17 protein-coding genes are annotated in these 16,023 nt (G+C 38.6%); 1 reads left to right on the top strand and 16 read right to left on the bottom strand.

Annotated features, from left to right (window positions below; translation table 11 throughout):
- Positions 1-20: 20 nt before the first annotated feature.
- The 15 genes from L1S31_RS09570 to L1S31_RS09500 form a co-directional block, all read right to left on the bottom strand.
- Positions 21-1,082, bottom strand: a complete 1,062-nt coding sequence (locus tag L1S31_RS09570) for an efflux RND transporter periplasmic adaptor subunit (protein ID WP_236464507.1) — start codon at positions 1,080-1,082, stop codon at positions 21-23.
- 56 nt (positions 1,083-1,138) lie between these two features.
- Positions 1,139-2,482: a TolC family protein gene (locus L1S31_RS09565; protein ID WP_236464506.1), complete on the bottom strand. Its 1,344-nt coding sequence runs from the start codon at positions 2,480-2,482 to the stop codon at positions 1,139-1,141.
- 171 nt (positions 2,483-2,653) lie between these two features.
- Positions 2,654-3,259: a TetR/AcrR family transcriptional regulator gene (locus L1S31_RS09560; protein WP_236464505.1), complete on the bottom strand. Its 606-nt coding sequence runs from the start codon at positions 3,257-3,259 to the stop codon at positions 2,654-2,656.
- A gap of 278 nt (positions 3,260-3,537) precedes the next feature.
- Positions 3,538-3,978: a DoxX family protein gene (locus L1S31_RS09555; RefSeq protein ID WP_236464504.1), complete on the bottom strand. Its 441-nt coding sequence runs from the start codon at positions 3,976-3,978 to the stop codon at positions 3,538-3,540.
- A 33-nt stretch (positions 3,979-4,011) separates the two neighbouring features.
- Positions 4,012-4,365, bottom strand: coding sequence for a nuclear transport factor 2 family protein (locus tag L1S31_RS09550; RefSeq protein ID WP_236464503.1), 354 nt, complete (start codon positions 4,363-4,365; stop codon positions 4,012-4,014).
- Positions 4,366-4,438: 73 nt separating this feature from the next.
- Positions 4,439-5,017, bottom strand: a complete 579-nt coding sequence (locus tag L1S31_RS09545; RefSeq protein WP_236464502.1) for a Crp/Fnr family transcriptional regulator — start codon at positions 5,015-5,017, stop codon at positions 4,439-4,441.
- Positions 5,018-5,107: 90 nt separating this feature from the next.
- Positions 5,108-6,898, bottom strand: coding sequence for an acyl-CoA dehydrogenase FadE (locus tag L1S31_RS09540; RefSeq protein WP_236464501.1), 1,791 nt, complete (start codon positions 6,896-6,898; stop codon positions 5,108-5,110).
- A 19-nt stretch (positions 6,899-6,917) separates the two neighbouring features.
- On the bottom strand, positions 6,918-7,436 hold the full coding sequence (locus tag L1S31_RS09535) for a hypothetical protein (protein ID WP_236464500.1): 519 nt from the start codon (positions 7,434-7,436) through the stop codon (positions 6,918-6,920).
- Positions 7,437-7,452: 16 nt separating this feature from the next.
- On the bottom strand, positions 7,453-8,634 hold the full coding sequence (locus L1S31_RS09530) for an acetyl-CoA C-acyltransferase (RefSeq protein ID WP_236464499.1): 1,182 nt from the start codon (positions 8,632-8,634) through the stop codon (positions 7,453-7,455).
- An 82-nt stretch (positions 8,635-8,716) separates the two neighbouring features.
- Entirely contained in the window at positions 8,717-11,107 is a 2,391-nt protein-coding gene (locus tag L1S31_RS09525) for a 3-hydroxyacyl-CoA dehydrogenase/enoyl-CoA hydratase family protein (RefSeq protein ID WP_236464498.1), read from the bottom strand.
- 43 nt (positions 11,108-11,150) lie between these two features.
- A complete protein-coding gene (locus L1S31_RS09520; protein WP_236464497.1) occupies positions 11,151-11,504 on the bottom strand; it encodes a four helix bundle protein in 354 nt (117 codons plus the stop codon).
- Between the two features lie 36 nt (positions 11,505-11,540).
- Complete coding sequence (locus L1S31_RS09515) at positions 11,541-11,972, bottom strand: MarR family winged helix-turn-helix transcriptional regulator (RefSeq protein WP_236464496.1); 432 nt, start codon at positions 11,970-11,972, stop codon at positions 11,541-11,543.
- Between the two features lie 155 nt (positions 11,973-12,127).
- Complete coding sequence (locus L1S31_RS09510; RefSeq protein ID WP_236464495.1) at positions 12,128-12,511, bottom strand: hypothetical protein; 384 nt, start codon at positions 12,509-12,511, stop codon at positions 12,128-12,130.
- Between the two features lie 7 nt (positions 12,512-12,518).
- Positions 12,519-12,947 carry a hypothetical protein gene (locus L1S31_RS09505; protein ID WP_236464494.1) on the bottom strand — a complete coding sequence of 143 codons (429 nt, stop codon included), beginning with the start codon at positions 12,945-12,947 and terminating at the stop codon, positions 12,519-12,521.
- An 80-nt stretch (positions 12,948-13,027) separates the two neighbouring features.
- Complete coding sequence (locus tag L1S31_RS09500; RefSeq protein WP_236464493.1) at positions 13,028-13,405, bottom strand: hypothetical protein; 378 nt, start codon at positions 13,403-13,405, stop codon at positions 13,028-13,030.
- Positions 13,406-13,629: 224 nt separating this feature from the next.
- Here L1S31_RS09500 and L1S31_RS09495 point away from each other — a divergent pair, with 224 nt between their 5' ends.
- Positions 13,630-13,821: a hypothetical protein gene (locus L1S31_RS09495; RefSeq protein ID WP_236464492.1), complete on the top strand. Its 192-nt coding sequence runs from the start codon at positions 13,630-13,632 to the stop codon at positions 13,819-13,821.
- Positions 13,822-13,934: 113 nt separating this feature from the next.
- Here L1S31_RS09495 and L1S31_RS09490 read toward each other — a convergent pair whose 3' ends face one another.
- The gene (locus tag L1S31_RS09490) at positions 13,935-15,971 is read right to left on the bottom strand and encodes a M3 family metallopeptidase (RefSeq protein ID WP_236464491.1); all 2,037 of its coding nucleotides are present in this window, start codon (positions 15,969-15,971) and stop codon (positions 13,935-13,937) included.
- Positions 15,972-16,023 lie beyond the last annotated feature (52 nt).

Below are 16,023 nucleotides of genomic sequence, written 5' to 3'. Positions count from 1 at the left end.
TTATAGTTATACGTTGTTGTTTAGTTGTTTTTTATGGTTACTTCAGTACCATCATTTAAGTTTACCAATCCAGCAGTTGCCACAACTTCGCCTTCGTTAAGGCCTGAAAGAACCTGGATGTTGTTGGCATTGCTTTGTCCGATTTCGATAGCTCTTAATTTGGCAATACCGCTTTTTACAACATATACCTGAGGTTTAAGTGCCGTTCCGATAAGTGCCGAACGAGGAATGGTAATGGTTTTCTGTGCAACATTATTTTCCAAAGTAACGTTTCCGTACATGCCTGATTTTAATGGAGTTTTGCTGTTGTTTGGAACCAAAATCTTCACAGTATAATTATGGGAAGCATCGGTAACACTGGCCACCATATCTACTTTTCCGTGGAAGGTCATATTAGGGTAAACTTCGGTAGTAACGTTAAGGTTCATTCCTTTTCTGAAGTTTGATATTTGTTTTTCAGGAACACTGATTTCCAATTTCAATACACTGATATCAGTAATCGTTGCCAATGGGCTTCCTGGAGAAACCACTGCGCCCAATTCAAATTTCTTCATCGATACAATTCCGCTGAAAGGGGCTTTGATTGTGAACTGGCTGATTTGTCTTTGCAGTCTTTGGATTTCTGCCTGGCTTGTCAACATTTGATTTTTGGCGTTATCCATTTCCAATTGCGTTACGCCTTCCGGTACCTGTTGGTATCTTTTTAATTTGTTCGAAGCGTTGCTGAAGTTAGCTCTGGCAGAAGCGTATTGAGCCTGTAGGATTCCGTCGTCCAATCTTGCGATTAAGGTTCCGGTGCTTACATTGCTTCCTTCTTCGATTGCGGAACGGATTACTTTTCCGGCAGTTTCTGAAGCTATGGCTACTTCGCGGTTTGGAGCAAATTCGCCTAAAAATGGCGTTGATTGATTGAAGTCAGATTCTTTTACGGTTTCTGCCTTGATGACTGTTTTTAAATTTACGTTTCGGGTATATACTTTTTCCGAAACCTCTTTTTTGTTAGAATAAAGTTTAACGATTACCAATAAGATAAGGGCTGAACTGATAAGGATGATGATTGATTTTTTGTTAATTGTTTTCATGAGATTGTTTTTTAATTATGATTTATGATTGTGATTGTGATTGTGATTGAGTTGATTTAAAGGATTAGTTTTCCTTGTGCTTTTCTTAAGTTTAATTCTGCTTGTTTGATGTTGATGATTGAAACTGTATAGGCATTTTGTGCTGTTAGTAATTCTGTTCTTGAGTTGAGTACGTCGCTTAATTTTGAGATTCCGTTTTTGTATTGTTTGTCAACGTCGTTCATTACTTTTTGTGCCAACGTTAGGTTTCTGGTTTGATTTTGATACGTGATGTAATTGCTTTTCAAATCAGCAAAGGCATCTGCTACTTCACGGTTGATTTGTTGTACAACCTGTTCACCCTGAACCTGGTATTTCTTGATTTCAAATTCTTTCTGTCTAACCTGGTTTCTTGTCACTCCGTCAAATACGGTTACTTTTAACTTGAAACCGATTGAGCTAACCGGATAAAACTTGTCATTGATGTTCTTGAAAGGATCGGCGTTCGTATAACTTCCGGTGTAACCTTGTTTGGCGGTAAACGAAAGAGTAGGGTAGTTGATTGATTTTATCGACTTGCGCTGAAGGTTTGCGATGGTAATGCTTTCCTGGATCTGCATGAAGTCGGTCCTGTTTTTTGGGTCAACCGTTGGTTCAACCAAAGAAGCGGCATCAATAAGTTCGGCATCGAATGGAAACACTTCTACTACATCCGTTAATGGCATGTACATAAAGGTTTTCAACAGATTATAATATTTCTCAAGGCTGTTTTTCAAACTATCAATTCCTGCTTTGCTGTTATCGCGTGAAACGGTTAATCGGTCCACATCGGTTTGTGTTACCAAGCCCGATTTCAATTGCGACTCGCTGATTGCTAAAAGTGTTTCAGTGCTTTTTAGGGTTTCAGTGTTTAACTGAATCTGTTTTTGTAGCGACTGGATGTTGTAATAGGTTACCGATACATTGTAAACCAGTTCCTCTTTGCTGCTTCTGATTTCAAGCATGTCCAATTTGACTTTAGCTTTGCTGGCCTTAATTGCCAAAACAGAGGCTGGGCTGATGATTTTTTGCTCCAATTGGGTAATGGTTGATTTGCTTTGAGGTACACCCAATTCCACCACGTTGTAAGTTCCCGGCGTTCCTCCAAAAACTTCTGCAGGAAGAGCCGTTGTAGTCATATCAAATTGATATTCATAGTTAGTTGTTGCTGTAACTGTTGGTAAAAAAGCTCCATAAGCTTCCTTAACACCGGCCTTGCTTTTTTCTAAATCATAACCGTTTGCCTTAAGTTGCAGATTCTGATTTAATGCTTTGTCCAGGCATTGCTGCAGTGACATGGTTTGCGCCATGAGTGGCGTTTGTGCCAAGCCTAGTAAGGCCAGCCACAGTAGTACATTTAGTTTCGTTGTCTTTCTTTTCATTGTTAATTAATTTAGTTATTGTTATTTTAAAGTTGTTCAAATGATTCAGTTTTGGCAAAAGCTATCCTGCCCGTGTTTACAGGTATGTTCTAACCGATGGTTTATTTGGATTGCCTATTTTTACTAACAGTTGTGTTTGACATTCTTGTCAGTAATGAGCCAAAAAAATAGCTATGGCTTTATGCCTTTAAGGAATAGTCTTGTAATTTCATTTTTTCGTTCTTCGATAATTGATTTATATTGGTTTTCATTCATGTTAGTTATAAACATCATCATTGGTTTAGCCACTATTGGGAAAATGCACAATGAGATGAGGTGTAGGTGGATTTGGATTGGGTTGATGTTAAGGATTTTTCCTTTGGCGATTTCCTGTTCTATCTGTTTCAGGAAGTTGTGTATTTCTGGTTTGAATTCTTCAACCATTCTGTCAATGGTCATTTCAACTTTGTAGATTTCGTTGATGATAAACAATTGCAGAAACGGATTTTTCATCGCTAAGGTTATGTAGCTTTCTACAAAATCGCTAACCTTTTTTTCAAAAGGCAATTCGCTGTTTAATATCTTTAAAAGATTTGGTAATGCCTGATGGATGATTCTTTTTGAAGTCTGTCTGTACAAAGAATCTTTTGACCTGAAATAGTAGTTAAGCGCAGTACGCTTGATACCGGCTTTGTCTGCAATGTGCTGCATTTTAGCATTGTCATATCCCTTTTCAATGAAAACGGAATAAGCAGCATCCATTATTTGTTCTTCTGTTGTGTTGGCTTTCGGTAACATGATTTCGTTTGACTTTGGTGTTCAACCTTATTGTTTGACTTAAAAGTTTGACGCAAATGTCAGACATATTTTTAAACTACCAAATTTTTTTTCAAATTTTTTTATTGGCTCTTTTTAACGATTTGATTCCGAAGCCAATATTTACTGACACTCGTGTCAGTTTTTGATAATAAAAATTTTTTCATTTTTTATTGAAATGTAAGTAGAGGATGATAGGTCTCTTACAAAGTGATAAAAAAAGGGTCAGAGAATTTTGATTTCCCTGACCCTAAGTTTGATTAAACTGTTATTGTCTGATCGATTGAATATTTTCCGCTTCCATTACTTATTATTCCAAGTGCCAATCCAATCATTAGTAAATGATATTCATAACCCTCGCCTTTTTGATTTCCAAACCAATTCATAAAGAAGCCATTATCTATATGTGATGTAAAGATGATGCCCAGCATTAAGGCAATAATTAAGGCACTCCATATGCGGCTTGCAAAACCAAATAGTAACGATAAGGAACCGATAAATTCTATGACGATAACCATAAAAGCAACAAGCCAGGGTAAGTTCATCGTTTCGGTAAAGAATTTCATCGTTCCGCTAAAACCAAAGCCACCAAAAAGGCCTAGCATTTTTTGTGCACCGTGCGGAAAAAGGATTAAACCAAGTGTTAATCGGATGATTAATCCTGTGAAGTCGTTGTTTGTATTGAATATTTTATTTTTCATTTTGTGATATTTTAGGTTTGTCTTGTTTAAAAGTTACGAGCCGTAGAAAAATTGTTCCTTAACGATTAACCCATTTTCCCAATGCTGTACAGCCACTTGCTGATAGTTACGCACGCCCCAGTCTTTGTGAGTGTAGTCGTAGTGCCAGATAGTGAAGCTTACGTTTCCGTTTACTGCCATCTCCAATAAGGCAGCGTCTCTGAATTCGGTAACGTTTGAAAAGAATTCCAATTCCCTTTCCCAGTTTTGAGATTTGCCAACCGTAGGCTCATTTTGATTTTCCTGCATCACGACATTTTCGTGATAAAATTTTTTGAATGCATCCAAAGCATTACCCTGAAGTACCATAGTGTTAAGTTCTTCTAAGTGTTGTTTAATTTGTTCCATGATTTTTTGTTTTAAAATGATGGGACAAAGTAAGGGTGGGAAAAAATGAAAAAAATTAAAGTAGTTTAATAAATTACCTGTGTACCAGTTTTTTACGGAGCATACTCAAAAAAACAGGGGTAATGCCTAAATAGGCGGAAAGCTGCTTTTGCGAAATGCGCTGTTCCAATTGAGGATAGTTTTGGATGAAATTCACATAACGCTGCTCTGCGGTAAAAGCCAGATTCTGATTAATCCGGTTTTGCTGGGCAATAAACGCATTTTGTAAAATCAAACGAAAGAAACGTTCAAATTTGGGTACCCTTTCATATAAGATGTCGAGATTTTTTTTGGTGATTTGAAGAACTTCGGTGTCCTCAAGGGCATCAATGTAATATGCTGTTGGCATCCGTGATAAAAAACTATACAAATCGCCAACCCACCAATCTTCAATGCCAAACATCACAATATGTTCAACACCATTTTCATCAATGGTGTAAGTTCTCAGGCAGCCTTTTATAATGAAATTTTCAGTATTGCAGATATCGCCTTCTTTAAGAAGGTAGGCTTTGCGCTCAATAATCTTGTGCTGTAATACTGATATGAAGAAGTCTTCTTCAGCCTTATCAAGCTGAATGTGTTTGGCAATATTTTTAAGTATCAGGTCAAACATGCTGCATCAGATTTACACAAACTTAATAATAATAAATTAAAAAAGGCGCTCTGGAAAGAGCGCCTTTTTACAAACTAACAATTAACTTAACTAAAAACAATAACTATTTTCCGCCACTAACTTGGTGGTAATAGTTTCCCTTAAACCAACAATGTTTGGCATGTTGGTGTATTTTGTAAAACGGCGTAATCCCATAAGCATCATGCGTTGTTCGTCACCTTCGGCAAAAGAAATGATGCTTTCTTTTCCTTTCAACGTAACAACATCAACTGCTTTGTATAGGTATAGTTTTGCCATTGCGATTTGTTCTTTTACATTGGCTTCACCTTGCTTTTTGGCCAATTTTTCGGTACGCAGTAAGGTACTTTCAGCCATATAGATTTCGATTAAAATATCAGCAGCAGCAGTTAATAACTGTTGGTGTCCTTCCAAATCAGGACCATATTTCTGCACAGCGCCACCGGCAACCATCAGGAATGCTTTTTTCAGTTTGCCAATCAATTCCTTTTCTTCCGAGAATAATTCGGAGTAATCCGGAGTATCGAATGAAGGAATCCCCATAAGTTCTTCCTGCACTTTTTGAGCCGGACCCAATAAATCGACATGGCCTTTAAAGGCTTTTTTGATCAGCATTCCCACAGAAAGCATTCGGTTGATTTCGTTGGTGCCTTCATAGATTCGGGCAATACGGGCATCACGCCAGGCACTTTCCATTGGAGTATCTTCTGAAAATCCCATTCCGCCATAAATCTGGATTCCTTCATCGGCACAATTCTGAACATCTTCAGAAACCGCAACCTTTAAAATAGAGCATTCGATGGCAAATTCCTCAACACCTTTCAATTCGGCTTCCTGATGTGAAGCACCTTCAGTTTCACGCAGTTTGATTCGGGTTTCAATGTCTTTTGCAGCACGATACGTGGCACTTTCTCCGGCATAAGCCGAAGTTGCCATTTCAGCCAATTTGTAACGAATTGCACCAAAACTTGAAATCGGTACATTGAACTGGATTCGGTCATTGGCATAATGCACCGCATTCGATGTTACACGACGTTGCGCATCCAAACAGGCTGCAGCCAATTTGATACGACCCACATTCAATGCGTTCATCGCTATCTTGAATCCTTCACCGCGGCCAGCCAACATATTTTCCACGGGAACTTTTGTCTCGTTAAAAAATACCTGGCGTGTTGAAGAAGCACGGATTCCCAATTTATGTTCTTCTTCGTTCATGGTAATTCCGTTTGACGGATCGTTTTCAATAATGAAGCCGGTAATGTTTTTGTCGTCTTCGATTCGGGCAAACACGATAAATAAGGAACAGAATCCTGCGTTGGAAATCCACATTTTCCCTCCTGTAATACTATAGGATTTCCCGTCAGCGGAAAGTACCGCTTTGGTTTTTCCCGAATTGGCATCAGATCCAGCTCCGGGTTCTGTTAAACAATATGCTCCAAACCATTCGCCTGAAGCCAGTTTAGGAACATATTTTTGTTTTTGTTCCTCGGTACCGTAAAGGGTAATTGGCATGGTTCCAATTCCGGTATGAGCACCAAAAGCGGTAGAAAATGAACCCGTTGCTCCCGAAATATAATCGCAAACCAGACAGGTATCCACGAATCCCATTCCCATTCCGCCATAAGCTTCAGGAACGGCAACGCTCAGGAATCCCATTTCACCGGCTTTCTTCATGCATTCTTCGGTGAAGGCATAATCCTTAGCCTCAAAACGATCTTTGTTGGGCCAAATCTCCTTATCGACAAATTCCTTTACAGAATCGCGCATCATGATTTGCTCTTCCGAAAAGTCTTCGGGAGTGAAGATGTCTTCACATTTTGTTTCTTTTACGAGGAATTGTCCTCCACGAGTGATATCGCTCATTTCTTTATATTTTAAATTTTTAATTGAATCTCAAATGAAAGATTATATTGTTTGAAAAATTATTATTGATTGAATTGATACTGTAGTTAGTGTTAAATCCCATTCCAAATTTCTTGGTAAAATAAAATTTAGTGTTAATCCTTAACGGAAATGAAACTGTACTATCCTCACCAATATTAGAATCTTTACTACTTTGTTTAAACTGACCTAAACCTGCAAATCCCTCAAAACGCAGCCAATTGAGTGCCTTCCATTCTCTTCCGTACAATAAGCTAAACTCCTCAAAATTGTAATTTGGTCCATCCAGTATTTTAATCGAAGTGCCTCCTAAATAAGATGCGGAAATCAAGTTCTTGTTTAAAGAAAGGGTAAGATCCGCAACAAAGCAGACGCCATCATGTCCATTAACATCTTTCTCAAGGTGAAAACTTCCAAGCCCCATATTGGCAGCATGCACTTTTAGCTTTGCGGATGATTCCTGTGCTTTTCCGGTCAAAGAATACAAAAGAACTGCTGTTATAATAATGGTTTTCCTCATCTTATTTCTGTTTGGTTTATAACAACTCATAAACACCAGCCGCGCCTTGGCCGGTTCCGACACACATCGATACGATTCCGTATTTGTCACCACGTCGTTTCATTTCGTCAAATAACTGAACGGATAATTTTGCTCCGGTGCAGCCTAACGGATGGCCAAGTGCAATGGCTCCACCGTTTACATTCACGATATCGGGATTGATACCTAATTCGCGTGTTACGGCTAAAGCCTGGGAAGCAAAAGCTTCGTTTAATTCGATTAAGTTGATGTCGTTTAGTTTTAAACCTGCCTGAGCCAAAGCTTTCGGAATGGCTTTTACAGGGCCAATCCCCATAATCCTTGGTTCAACACCTGCAGCGGCATAACTAACCATTCGGGCGATAGGAGTGAGGTTTAGTTCCTTTACCATTTCTTCGCTCATGATTAGAACGAAGGCTGCTCCGTCACTCATTTGCGAAGCGTTACCTGCGGTAACACTTCCATCAGCGGCGAAAACCGGCCTTAGTTTATTCAAGGCTCCAATATTCGTGTCAGCTCTTGGGCCTTCATCTTTGGTAACTGTATATGATTTGGTTTCTTTCTTTCCGTTTTCATTAATGAAAGTTTGTTCAATCGTAATCGGAACAATCTGTTTGTCAAACTTACCTTCTGCTTGTGCCTTGATGGCTTTTAAATGCGAGTTCAAGGCAAACTCGTCTTGGTCTTCACGCGAAACATTGAATTGTTTGGCAACCGCTTCGGCTGTCAATCCCATTCCCCAGTAGTAATCTTCGTGGCCTTCTGCTGCAACAGCATAATCCGGAGTAGGTTTGTAACCGCCCATCGGAATAAAGCTCATGCTTTCCGCACCACCAGCAATGATGCAATCCGCCATTCCGCTTTGTATTTTGGAAGTTGCCATTGCAATGGTTTCCAAGCCGGAAGCACAATACCTGTTGACTGTTACACCCGGAACATCGGTTACTTTTAATCCCATTAACGAAATCAAACGTGCCACGTTTAATCCTTGTTCGGCTTCGGGCATGGCGTTTCCGACCATAACGTCGTCGATTCTTGTTTTGTCGAAATCCGGCAGTTCATTCATCATAAACTGTATGGTTTCTGCAGCCAATTCGTCGGGACGCTTAAATCTAAACACTCCTTTAGGGGCTTTTCCTACCGCAGTGCGATAAGCTTTAACTATATAGGCAGTTTTCATTTTCTATTTTGAATTTTGAATTCTAAATTTTAAATGATTTTTAGTTTTTCATTTAAAATTCAAAATTTATAATTTATAATAATTAATTTCTAAGAGGTTTCCCCTTGGTTAACATAAATTGGATGCGTTCCAATGTTTTTCTTTCGGTGCAAAGCGATAAGAATGCTTCTCGTTCGATATCCAATAAGTACTGTTCTGATACGAATGTTGGTTCTGATAAATCGCCACCAGCCATTACATATGCCAGTTTGTTGGCAATCTTTTGATCGTGTTCCGAAATGTATTTTCCTGCTACCATTTGGTCGGTTCCGACTAGGAACATTCCCAATGCCTGTTTGCCCAAAACTTTTACATCAGTCCTACGGATAGGTTGTGTATAACCCGCTTCTGCCATGAGCAGGGCATGTTTTTTAGCTTCAGCAATCTGGCGGTCTTTGTTGACCACAACAATGTCTTTTCCTTTTTGCAATACTCCGGTGTCGAAAGCTTCATAAGCAGATGTTGATACTTTTGCCATAGCGACAGCTAAGAAATATTCCTGAAGAACGTTTAATTCCACATCATTTTTACGGAACAAATCGGAAGCACGCAATGCCATTTCCTTAGAACCACCACCGCCTGGAATTACACCAACACCAAACTCTACAAGTCCGATATAACTTTCGGCAGCAGCCACAACCTTATCTGCGTGTAATGTCATTTCGCAACCACCGCCAAGCGTCATTCCATGAGGAGCGACAATAACCGGAATGGAAGAATAACGCACGCGCATCATCGTGTCCTGGAACATTTTGATTGCCATATTCAGTTCGTCGTATTCCTGCTCAACCGCCATCATGAATATCATTCCGATATTGGCACCAACCGAGAAATTGGCTCCCTGGTTTCCGATTACCAAGCCGTTGTATTCTTTTTCGGCAAAATCGATTGCTTTGTTGATTCCTACTAATACATCGCCACCAATCGTATTCATTTTACTTTGGAATTCCAGGTTTAGGATTCCGTCTCCAAGGTCATGTATTACCGCACCGCTGTTGCTCCACACTTTTTTGCTTTCGCGGATGTTGTTCAGGATAATGAAACTATCCTGCCCTGGAACTTTGGTTTGTGATTTTGATGCGATATTATAGAAATACGTAGCGCCTTCTTTTACAGTATAGAAGCTCGTATTGCCCGAAGCGATCATTTCGTTGACCCAGGCTGCGGGTTTTAAACCTTCAGCTTCCATAAGTTCGATTCCTTTTTGAACGCCAATGGCATCCCAGATTTCAAACGGTCCGTTTTCCCAGCCAAAACCGGCTTTCATCGCATCGTCAATTTTATAGAAATCGTCTGTTATTTCAGGAACCCTGTTTGAAACATAAGCAAACATGGCAGAGAAATTCTTCCTGTAAAAATCGCCGGCCTTGTCTTTTCCTTTTACTAAAACCTTAAATCTGTCAATTGGTTTATCGATGGTTTTTGTCAGTTCCAGGGTTGCAAAAGAAGCCTTTTTCGCCGGACGGTATTCCATTGTATCCAAATCCAAAGACAAAATATCCTTATCGACTTTTTTATAAAACCCTTGCCCGGTTTTGCTTCCGAGCCATTTGTTTTCCATCATTTTGTTGATGAAATCAGGCAACTTGAATAAATCATGCGCTTCGTCATTGGGCACACCCTCATACAAACCATTGGCCACATGAACCAATGTATCCAAACCAACAACATCAACAGTCCTGAAAGTTGCCGATTTTGGCCGGCCTATGACAGGGCCAGTCAATTTATCAACTTCTTCAATGGTCAATCCCATTTCCTTTACCAAATGAAACAAACTCTGGATTCCGAAGATTCCAATTCGGTTTCCAATAAATGCCGGAGTGTCTTTGGCAATAACCGAAGTCTTGCCTAAATATCTTGAGCCATAATCAAAAAGGAAATCCAACACTTCATGCGAAGTTTGTGGTCCCGGAATGATTTCGAACAACTTCAGATAACGCGCAGGATTAAAGAAATGCGTTCCGCAGAAATGCTTCTGGAAATCTTCACTTCGGCCTTCGCTCATAAACTTGATTGGAATTCCAGAGGTATTAGAGGTGACCAAGGTTCCAGGTTTACGGAATTTATCAATTTGTTCAAAAACCAGTTTCTTGATGTCCAAACGCTCCACTACCACTTCAATCACCCAGTCATAGTTTCCAATTTTTGCCATATCATCCGTTGTGTTTCCGGTTGTGATGCGGCTTGCAAATTTCTGACTGTAAATAGGGGAAGGGTTTGATTTTAAGGCATTCGCCAAATGTTCATTCACGATTCGGTTGCGAACGGCTTTGCTTTCAAGAGTCAGCCCTTTTTTGGTTTCGGCTTCGTTGGGTTCATTTGGAATAATATCCAAAAGCAACACTTCCAATCCGATGTTGGCAAAATGGCACGCAATCCCTGAACCCATGATTCCGGATCCAACTACAGCCACTTTTTTTATTGTTCGTTTCATGTTTGTCTTTTAAGAGAAAAGAAGCAAGAAGCAAGAAAAAAGACTAGCTATCCAGTTTACTGATAAAACCAGTAATCATTTTTTGGAATTCGATAATCTTGCTTTCTATTTCTGTTGTTCTTTCTTCGGTTATATAACTATTCTGATTTGCTATTAATAATTGTGTTTGCAATTCGAAAGAAGAGCCAAGGCTTATATTTAAAAAATGTTTGAAATGAATGTCGCTTCTATTAGATCCTTCAGCAATATTCGAAGGCATTGATACAGCTGCTCTATTCATTTGACTTGTTAATCCATAAACTTCATTTTTTGGAAACTCTAAACTTAACTTATGAACTTCAGCTGCTATCTCCATTGATAGTGACCATATTTTGAGATTCTTAAAATTATGTTTCATAAATCTTGTTTCTTGCCTCTTGCTTCTTTCTTCTGTTTAAAAAATTTTCTTCTCTGTAATCAACTCGTTGATAGTATCAGCGACTTCGATAAAGTGCTGTAATTTCTCTTCTGAAACATTTTGTTTTACGATTTCATTGAATTTCAAAACCGTGATTTTGGATTGTTCCCTCATTTGTTTACCCAAATCAGTCAGGTAAATCAATACGCCGCGACCGTCATCCGGATTTTTCTTCCTGATGATGAGCCCTTTTTCCTCTAATGTTTTTAGGGTTCGGGTAAGGCTTGTAGGTTCCATTCCCATTTTGATGGCTATGGCTGTTGAAGGGGTTCCTTCTTCACGGTCGATGCTCAGCAGTGCAAAACCTATTGCCATGGAGCCTTCAAATTTGGATGCTTCTTCATTGTACATTCTGGCCACAGCCTGCCAGGTTGCACGAAGTATATAATCTATAGTTTTATCTTTCATATCCTTCAATGTATCGAAACTGACTCGATCCAGAATTCAAAGATACAATTATTTTATTATGCACGCATAGTATATGTGTTAATTTTTTTGAACGAAGAAAAAATGACTGGTAAATAGTAAGATTGGGAATTTACAATAAACAAGGTATGTAAGTGCTATTTTTTTGGAAATGTATATAGCAAATAAGGAGCGAGAAAAAGCCCTATAGGAATCAATATCCAAATATTACCTGTCATAATATTGTATGCTTTCAAAAGCTGAGGCCATGAATTTCCCCTGTATAACCCAAAACCGAATTCAAATGCTAAAGTTAAGAGCATCCATATCAATCCAATTATCAGTGATTTGCTAACCGATTGGGGCGGGTATTTTTTAATGACAAAGTTGATGTAGCTTCCTAAAAATAGTATAAGTGCTATCGTGGATAACTGTTGTGCCTTCAATTCGCCTAGGTAATTTTTATACCATAAATCCCTTACACTGCCGTTTACAACCGCAATTATAATCATAGGAAACCAGAGCAGTATGTATTTTAACATCGCAGTGTTAGTTAGTTACAATCTTATTTTTAGTTCGAAAGGTATGTAGGTAGATGTCTGAAAATATTATAATCGACAATAACAAGGAACAAAAAGCAAAGATTTCTAACCTTCCGCTGCCGACTTCAATCATGTGCAAACTCATGCTCGTTAGCCAGATGATAAAGACATTGAAGTTAAACATCGCACAAAGCAGGTAAAGGAAATTAGTCTGCAAAGGGTTGCTTTTCTTTTGAAAGTGAAATGCTAGCCTGATTAGTAACAATATTCCACCGAGCACAACGCCAAATAGTACGGAATATATAAAATTCAGGAATAGCCCTAATCCATGCATTATTCCATCCTTCTCGCTGTAATAGTCAAAGAATAGGTATAGAGTCCAAATGTTTAATATCACAAAGCTGATTACGGCATGGATTAATATCTTTTCTTTCATTATCTTGAGTATTGGATGGCAGGATTACTGTTGTTTTAATAAGACCTTACGCGATTGCATAAAGTCTTATTTCTGATTTTCTAATTAAAATGTTTTGCAATAAAAAGAATAAGGTTTTCGTCACTCATTTTATTAGAAGTACTTTCTGTAGATTGCGCATTTTTATATTGAGGTGTATCGGAAAGGAATTTTATAAACTGTTCTTGTATTTGCCCCGTTCCTGTTAAATGGATTTCATCAATGTTAGGCATTTTGCCGGCAATTTCCTTGAAGTATTTATGAGTTAGTCCAATTTCCTGGTTATTTGCCGTTTTTTCATTGGAATTATTATCCGGCCCCGGATTCGATACCTGTCCAAGAATAATAAATTCTCCTTTATCCACACTTTCTTTCCCTACAATTATTGCGTTATGGGAATCAATCCAAACACCAAACTGCTTTTTGTTTTTATCTGACATAATTTTATTTTTTTACAAGGTAGCCTATATAAAAAGGAACCAGTGGTTTTTTGGGTTAATATTGTGATTATAAATTCTCAAACAGCTCCGTTTTGAATATTTATATAATTATCAATCAGGTTTACACGATGTCCATTCGTAAATTATATAAGATACCAACGCAATGGTATAAGGAGTTTAGGCGATTTTCAATATAAATTTGGTATAATAAAATCATAGAAATCATGAAAAATAATACCCAACGAAACGGCATCCAACAAGGAAGCGTTTCACAGTACAAAACATTATCCTTTTATGAAGAAAATTACATTTTAGAGCCCGAAGATTTTGAAAAAGACAATGGTTATTTTGTTTACGAAAGCGATGATTCCAATGATGTGATTTATTTGGGCGACAGCTATCAGTTTGCCATATAAATTTACATACCATATACATCAATATATTTCAAAAACAAAAATCGAAAATGGAATATAGGATTCCATCTTCGATTTCATATTAAAATGCCCTGTTTTTATAGGGTATTTTTTATTTAAAGATCCAGGCTTTTGATATAGGCCTTATTGTCCGATGGCCTTCCCAGGAATTCCTCAACTGCTTTTACGATATCGCGCTGCGTACCGTTGGCAAGGATAAGTTCACGATAGCGCATACCTGTTTTGGTATCGGTTAGGCCGTTCTTTTCAAATTGGGTAAACATATCCAAAGCATACACTTCAGACCACAAGTATCCATAATAGTATACCGGATGTGTATTGATGTGTATCCAGTTTGCCTGGTAATGCGTGCCCGGTACATAAAAATCCATCACACCCAATTGCTTGTCAATATCTTTCCATAATTGGTCTGTAGAAAGCGGTTTTTCCGGATTGTATTTGTCATACAAATTCAAGTCATACACACAACGCTGCAATGATTGGATCGTACCAATTCCCGAAGCCACTTTTTTTGCTTTCTGCATATTATCGAACGTTTCCTTTGGCAATGGTTTACCCGTTTTATAGTGTTTTGCAAAAGTGCTTACCATATTGTAATCGGCAATCCAGTTTTCAAACAACTGCGACATCGACTCAGTGAAGTCGGCTTTTGATTCCTGCTGTGATGAAAACTCGCCGTGGTACGACATCATATTTACGATGTGCCCAAATTCGTGGAATAAGGTTTTCAATTCCTTTTGGCTCAACAGCGAAGGCGAAGTTTTTGTAGGACGTGTAAAGTTACCCAAAAGCATCGCAACCGGGAATTCATTTCCTTTTCCTGAAACGATGTTTACACCATAAAACCAGGTTTCCTTATTTGGCCTTGGGAAAAGGTCCATATAGAATTTACCTTTAAGTTTAGTGCCTTCATACACTTCATACATTTCAACTTCTGGGCTCCAAACCGATGGGTTCTGAACTTTTTTGAACTGCATTCCCAATAATTTCTGATAGATATCGAACATGCCTTTCAGACATCCTTCCATTGGGAAGTAAGCCCTCAGTTCTTCGTTGTTAACATTGTATTGTCTTTTCTGGATTTGGGTTTTGTAGTAAGCAATATCCCAAGGCTCTAACTTAGCGGCACCGCCTTTCGACTCCGATTTTTTCTCATTCTCCAGTAAAACAACATCCGCTTTTGCTTTTTCCCTAACCCTGCTGATTAAATCATTGACAAAACTCCAGGCAGTCTGCGGATTCTTAGCCATTCTGGTAACCGTAGCATAACTCGCATAGGTTGGATAGCCCATAACCTTTGCCAGTTCGTCACGTTTTTTTACCATTTGGTCAAGGATGTCGATGTTTTTATCGGCTGCACGATTAAAAAACTTGGTGTAATAGGCTTTTCGCGTTTCTTCATTCGAAGCAGTTCCCATTACCGTTTCGTTGGTAGCGTTTATAATTGGTATTTCATAATGATCGCCTACTTTGTAGTTCGCCTTAAAATCTTCAGGAAGTCCTTCTGCACCTTTGTTGTCAAGGGTTAGGATATCCTTAGCAGAATTCATATTGTTCGAATAATTGGTAGACAATTCGTTGATTTCCTTTGAAAGTGTTTTATACTGTGACAGTTTATCTTCACTCAGGTTCACTCCCGAAAGTTCAAAACCAAGGATCATATCATCAACCAATATCTTTCTGTTTTCTTTCAGTTTGCCATAATCGGGTGAAGCTTTAAATTTCAGCATTTTGTTGTAGATATCCTTGTCAGAATACATGCTGGTGGAAAGCGAATCCAACAGCTGGTAACCTGCCAGTCCTTTTGCACGGGTTATCGAATCGGTAGAAACCCAATACATCATAAAGCAGTTGTTGCTTGTTGTATAGATCTTGTTCTTGATCTCATCCATGCTTCCAAAAACATTGTCAAAGCTTATAGTCGGCTCTTTCTTGATTCTTGTAATCATTTCCTTTACCGCATTTAGCGTATGTTTAGCATAATCGTCTACGTCAGCGGGAGTAACTTTAGCGTAGTCAACAACAGTGTTCTTCTCTACGAGGAAAGGGTTTTTCCTGTTGGCTGTAGTTTGCGAATATCCCTGGAAAGTTGTCATAAGGCAGATTAAAAAAGCAAAATAGCGTAGTTTCATTGTAATGGTATTTTTATAGTTGTAATTTGTTTTATAGATTTAGCGTTTGCGA

The sequence above is a fragment of the Flavobacterium wongokense genome, from assembly GCF_021608265.1.
In the GTDB taxonomy this organism is placed as follows: Bacteria; Bacteroidota; Bacteroidia; order Flavobacteriales; family Flavobacteriaceae; genus Flavobacterium; species Flavobacterium wongokense.
The sequence above is the reverse complement of the archived record's forward strand: the minus strand, read 5'-3'. Positions and strand labels throughout refer to the sequence as shown.

Bases quoted from the DNA above. Each gene is read 5' to 3' on its own strand.
- L1S31_RS09505 (WP_236464494.1), bottom strand. From the start codon at position 12,947: ATGAAAGAAAAGATATTAATCCATGCCGTAATCAGCTTTGTGATATTA.
- L1S31_RS09540 (WP_236464501.1), bottom strand. From the start codon at position 6,898: ATGAGCGATATCACTCGTGGAGGACAATTCCTCGTAAAAGAAACAAAA.
- L1S31_RS09520 (WP_236464497.1), bottom strand. From the start codon at position 11,504: ATGAAACATAATTTTAAGAATCTCAAAATATGGTCACTATCAATGGAG.
- L1S31_RS09495 (WP_236464492.1), top strand. From the start codon at position 13,630: ATGAAAAATAATACCCAACGAAACGGCATCCAACAAGGAAGCGTTTCA.
- L1S31_RS09570 (WP_236464507.1), bottom strand. From the start codon at position 1,082: ATGAAAACAATTAACAAAAAATCAATCATCATCCTTATCAGTTCAGCC.
- L1S31_RS09535 (WP_236464500.1), bottom strand. From the start codon at position 7,436: ATGAGGAAAACCATTATTATAACAGCAGTTCTTTTGTATTCTTTGACC.
- L1S31_RS09560 (WP_236464505.1), bottom strand. From the start codon at position 3,259: ATGTTACCGAAAGCCAACACAACAGAAGAACAAATAATGGATGCTGCT.
- L1S31_RS09515 (WP_236464496.1), bottom strand. From the start codon at position 11,972: ATGAAAGATAAAACTATAGATTATATACTTCGTGCAACCTGGCAGGCT.
- L1S31_RS09490 (WP_236464491.1), bottom strand. From the start codon at position 15,971: ATGAAACTACGCTATTTTGCTTTTTTAATCTGCCTTATGACAACTTTC.
- L1S31_RS09500 (WP_236464493.1), bottom strand. From the start codon at position 13,405: ATGTCAGATAAAAACAAAAAGCAGTTTGGTGTTTGGATTGATTCCCAT.
- L1S31_RS09545 (WP_236464502.1), bottom strand. From the start codon at position 5,017: ATGTTTGACCTGATACTTAAAAATATTGCCAAACACATTCAGCTTGAT.
- L1S31_RS09510 (WP_236464495.1), bottom strand. From the start codon at position 12,511: ATGTTAAAATACATACTGCTCTGGTTTCCTATGATTATAATTGCGGTT.
- L1S31_RS09555 (WP_236464504.1), bottom strand. From the start codon at position 3,978: ATGAAAAATAAAATATTCAATACAAACAACGACTTCACAGGATTAATC.
- L1S31_RS09565 (WP_236464506.1), bottom strand. From the start codon at position 2,482: ATGAAAAGAAAGACAACGAAACTAAATGTACTACTGTGGCTGGCCTTA.
- L1S31_RS09530 (WP_236464499.1), bottom strand. From the start codon at position 8,634: ATGAAAACTGCCTATATAGTTAAAGCTTATCGCACTGCGGTAGGAAAA.
- L1S31_RS09550 (WP_236464503.1), bottom strand. From the start codon at position 4,365: ATGGAACAAATTAAACAACACTTAGAAGAACTTAACACTATGGTACTT.
- L1S31_RS09525 (WP_236464498.1), bottom strand. From the start codon at position 11,107: ATGAAACGAACAATAAAAAAAGTGGCTGTAGTTGGATCCGGAATCATG.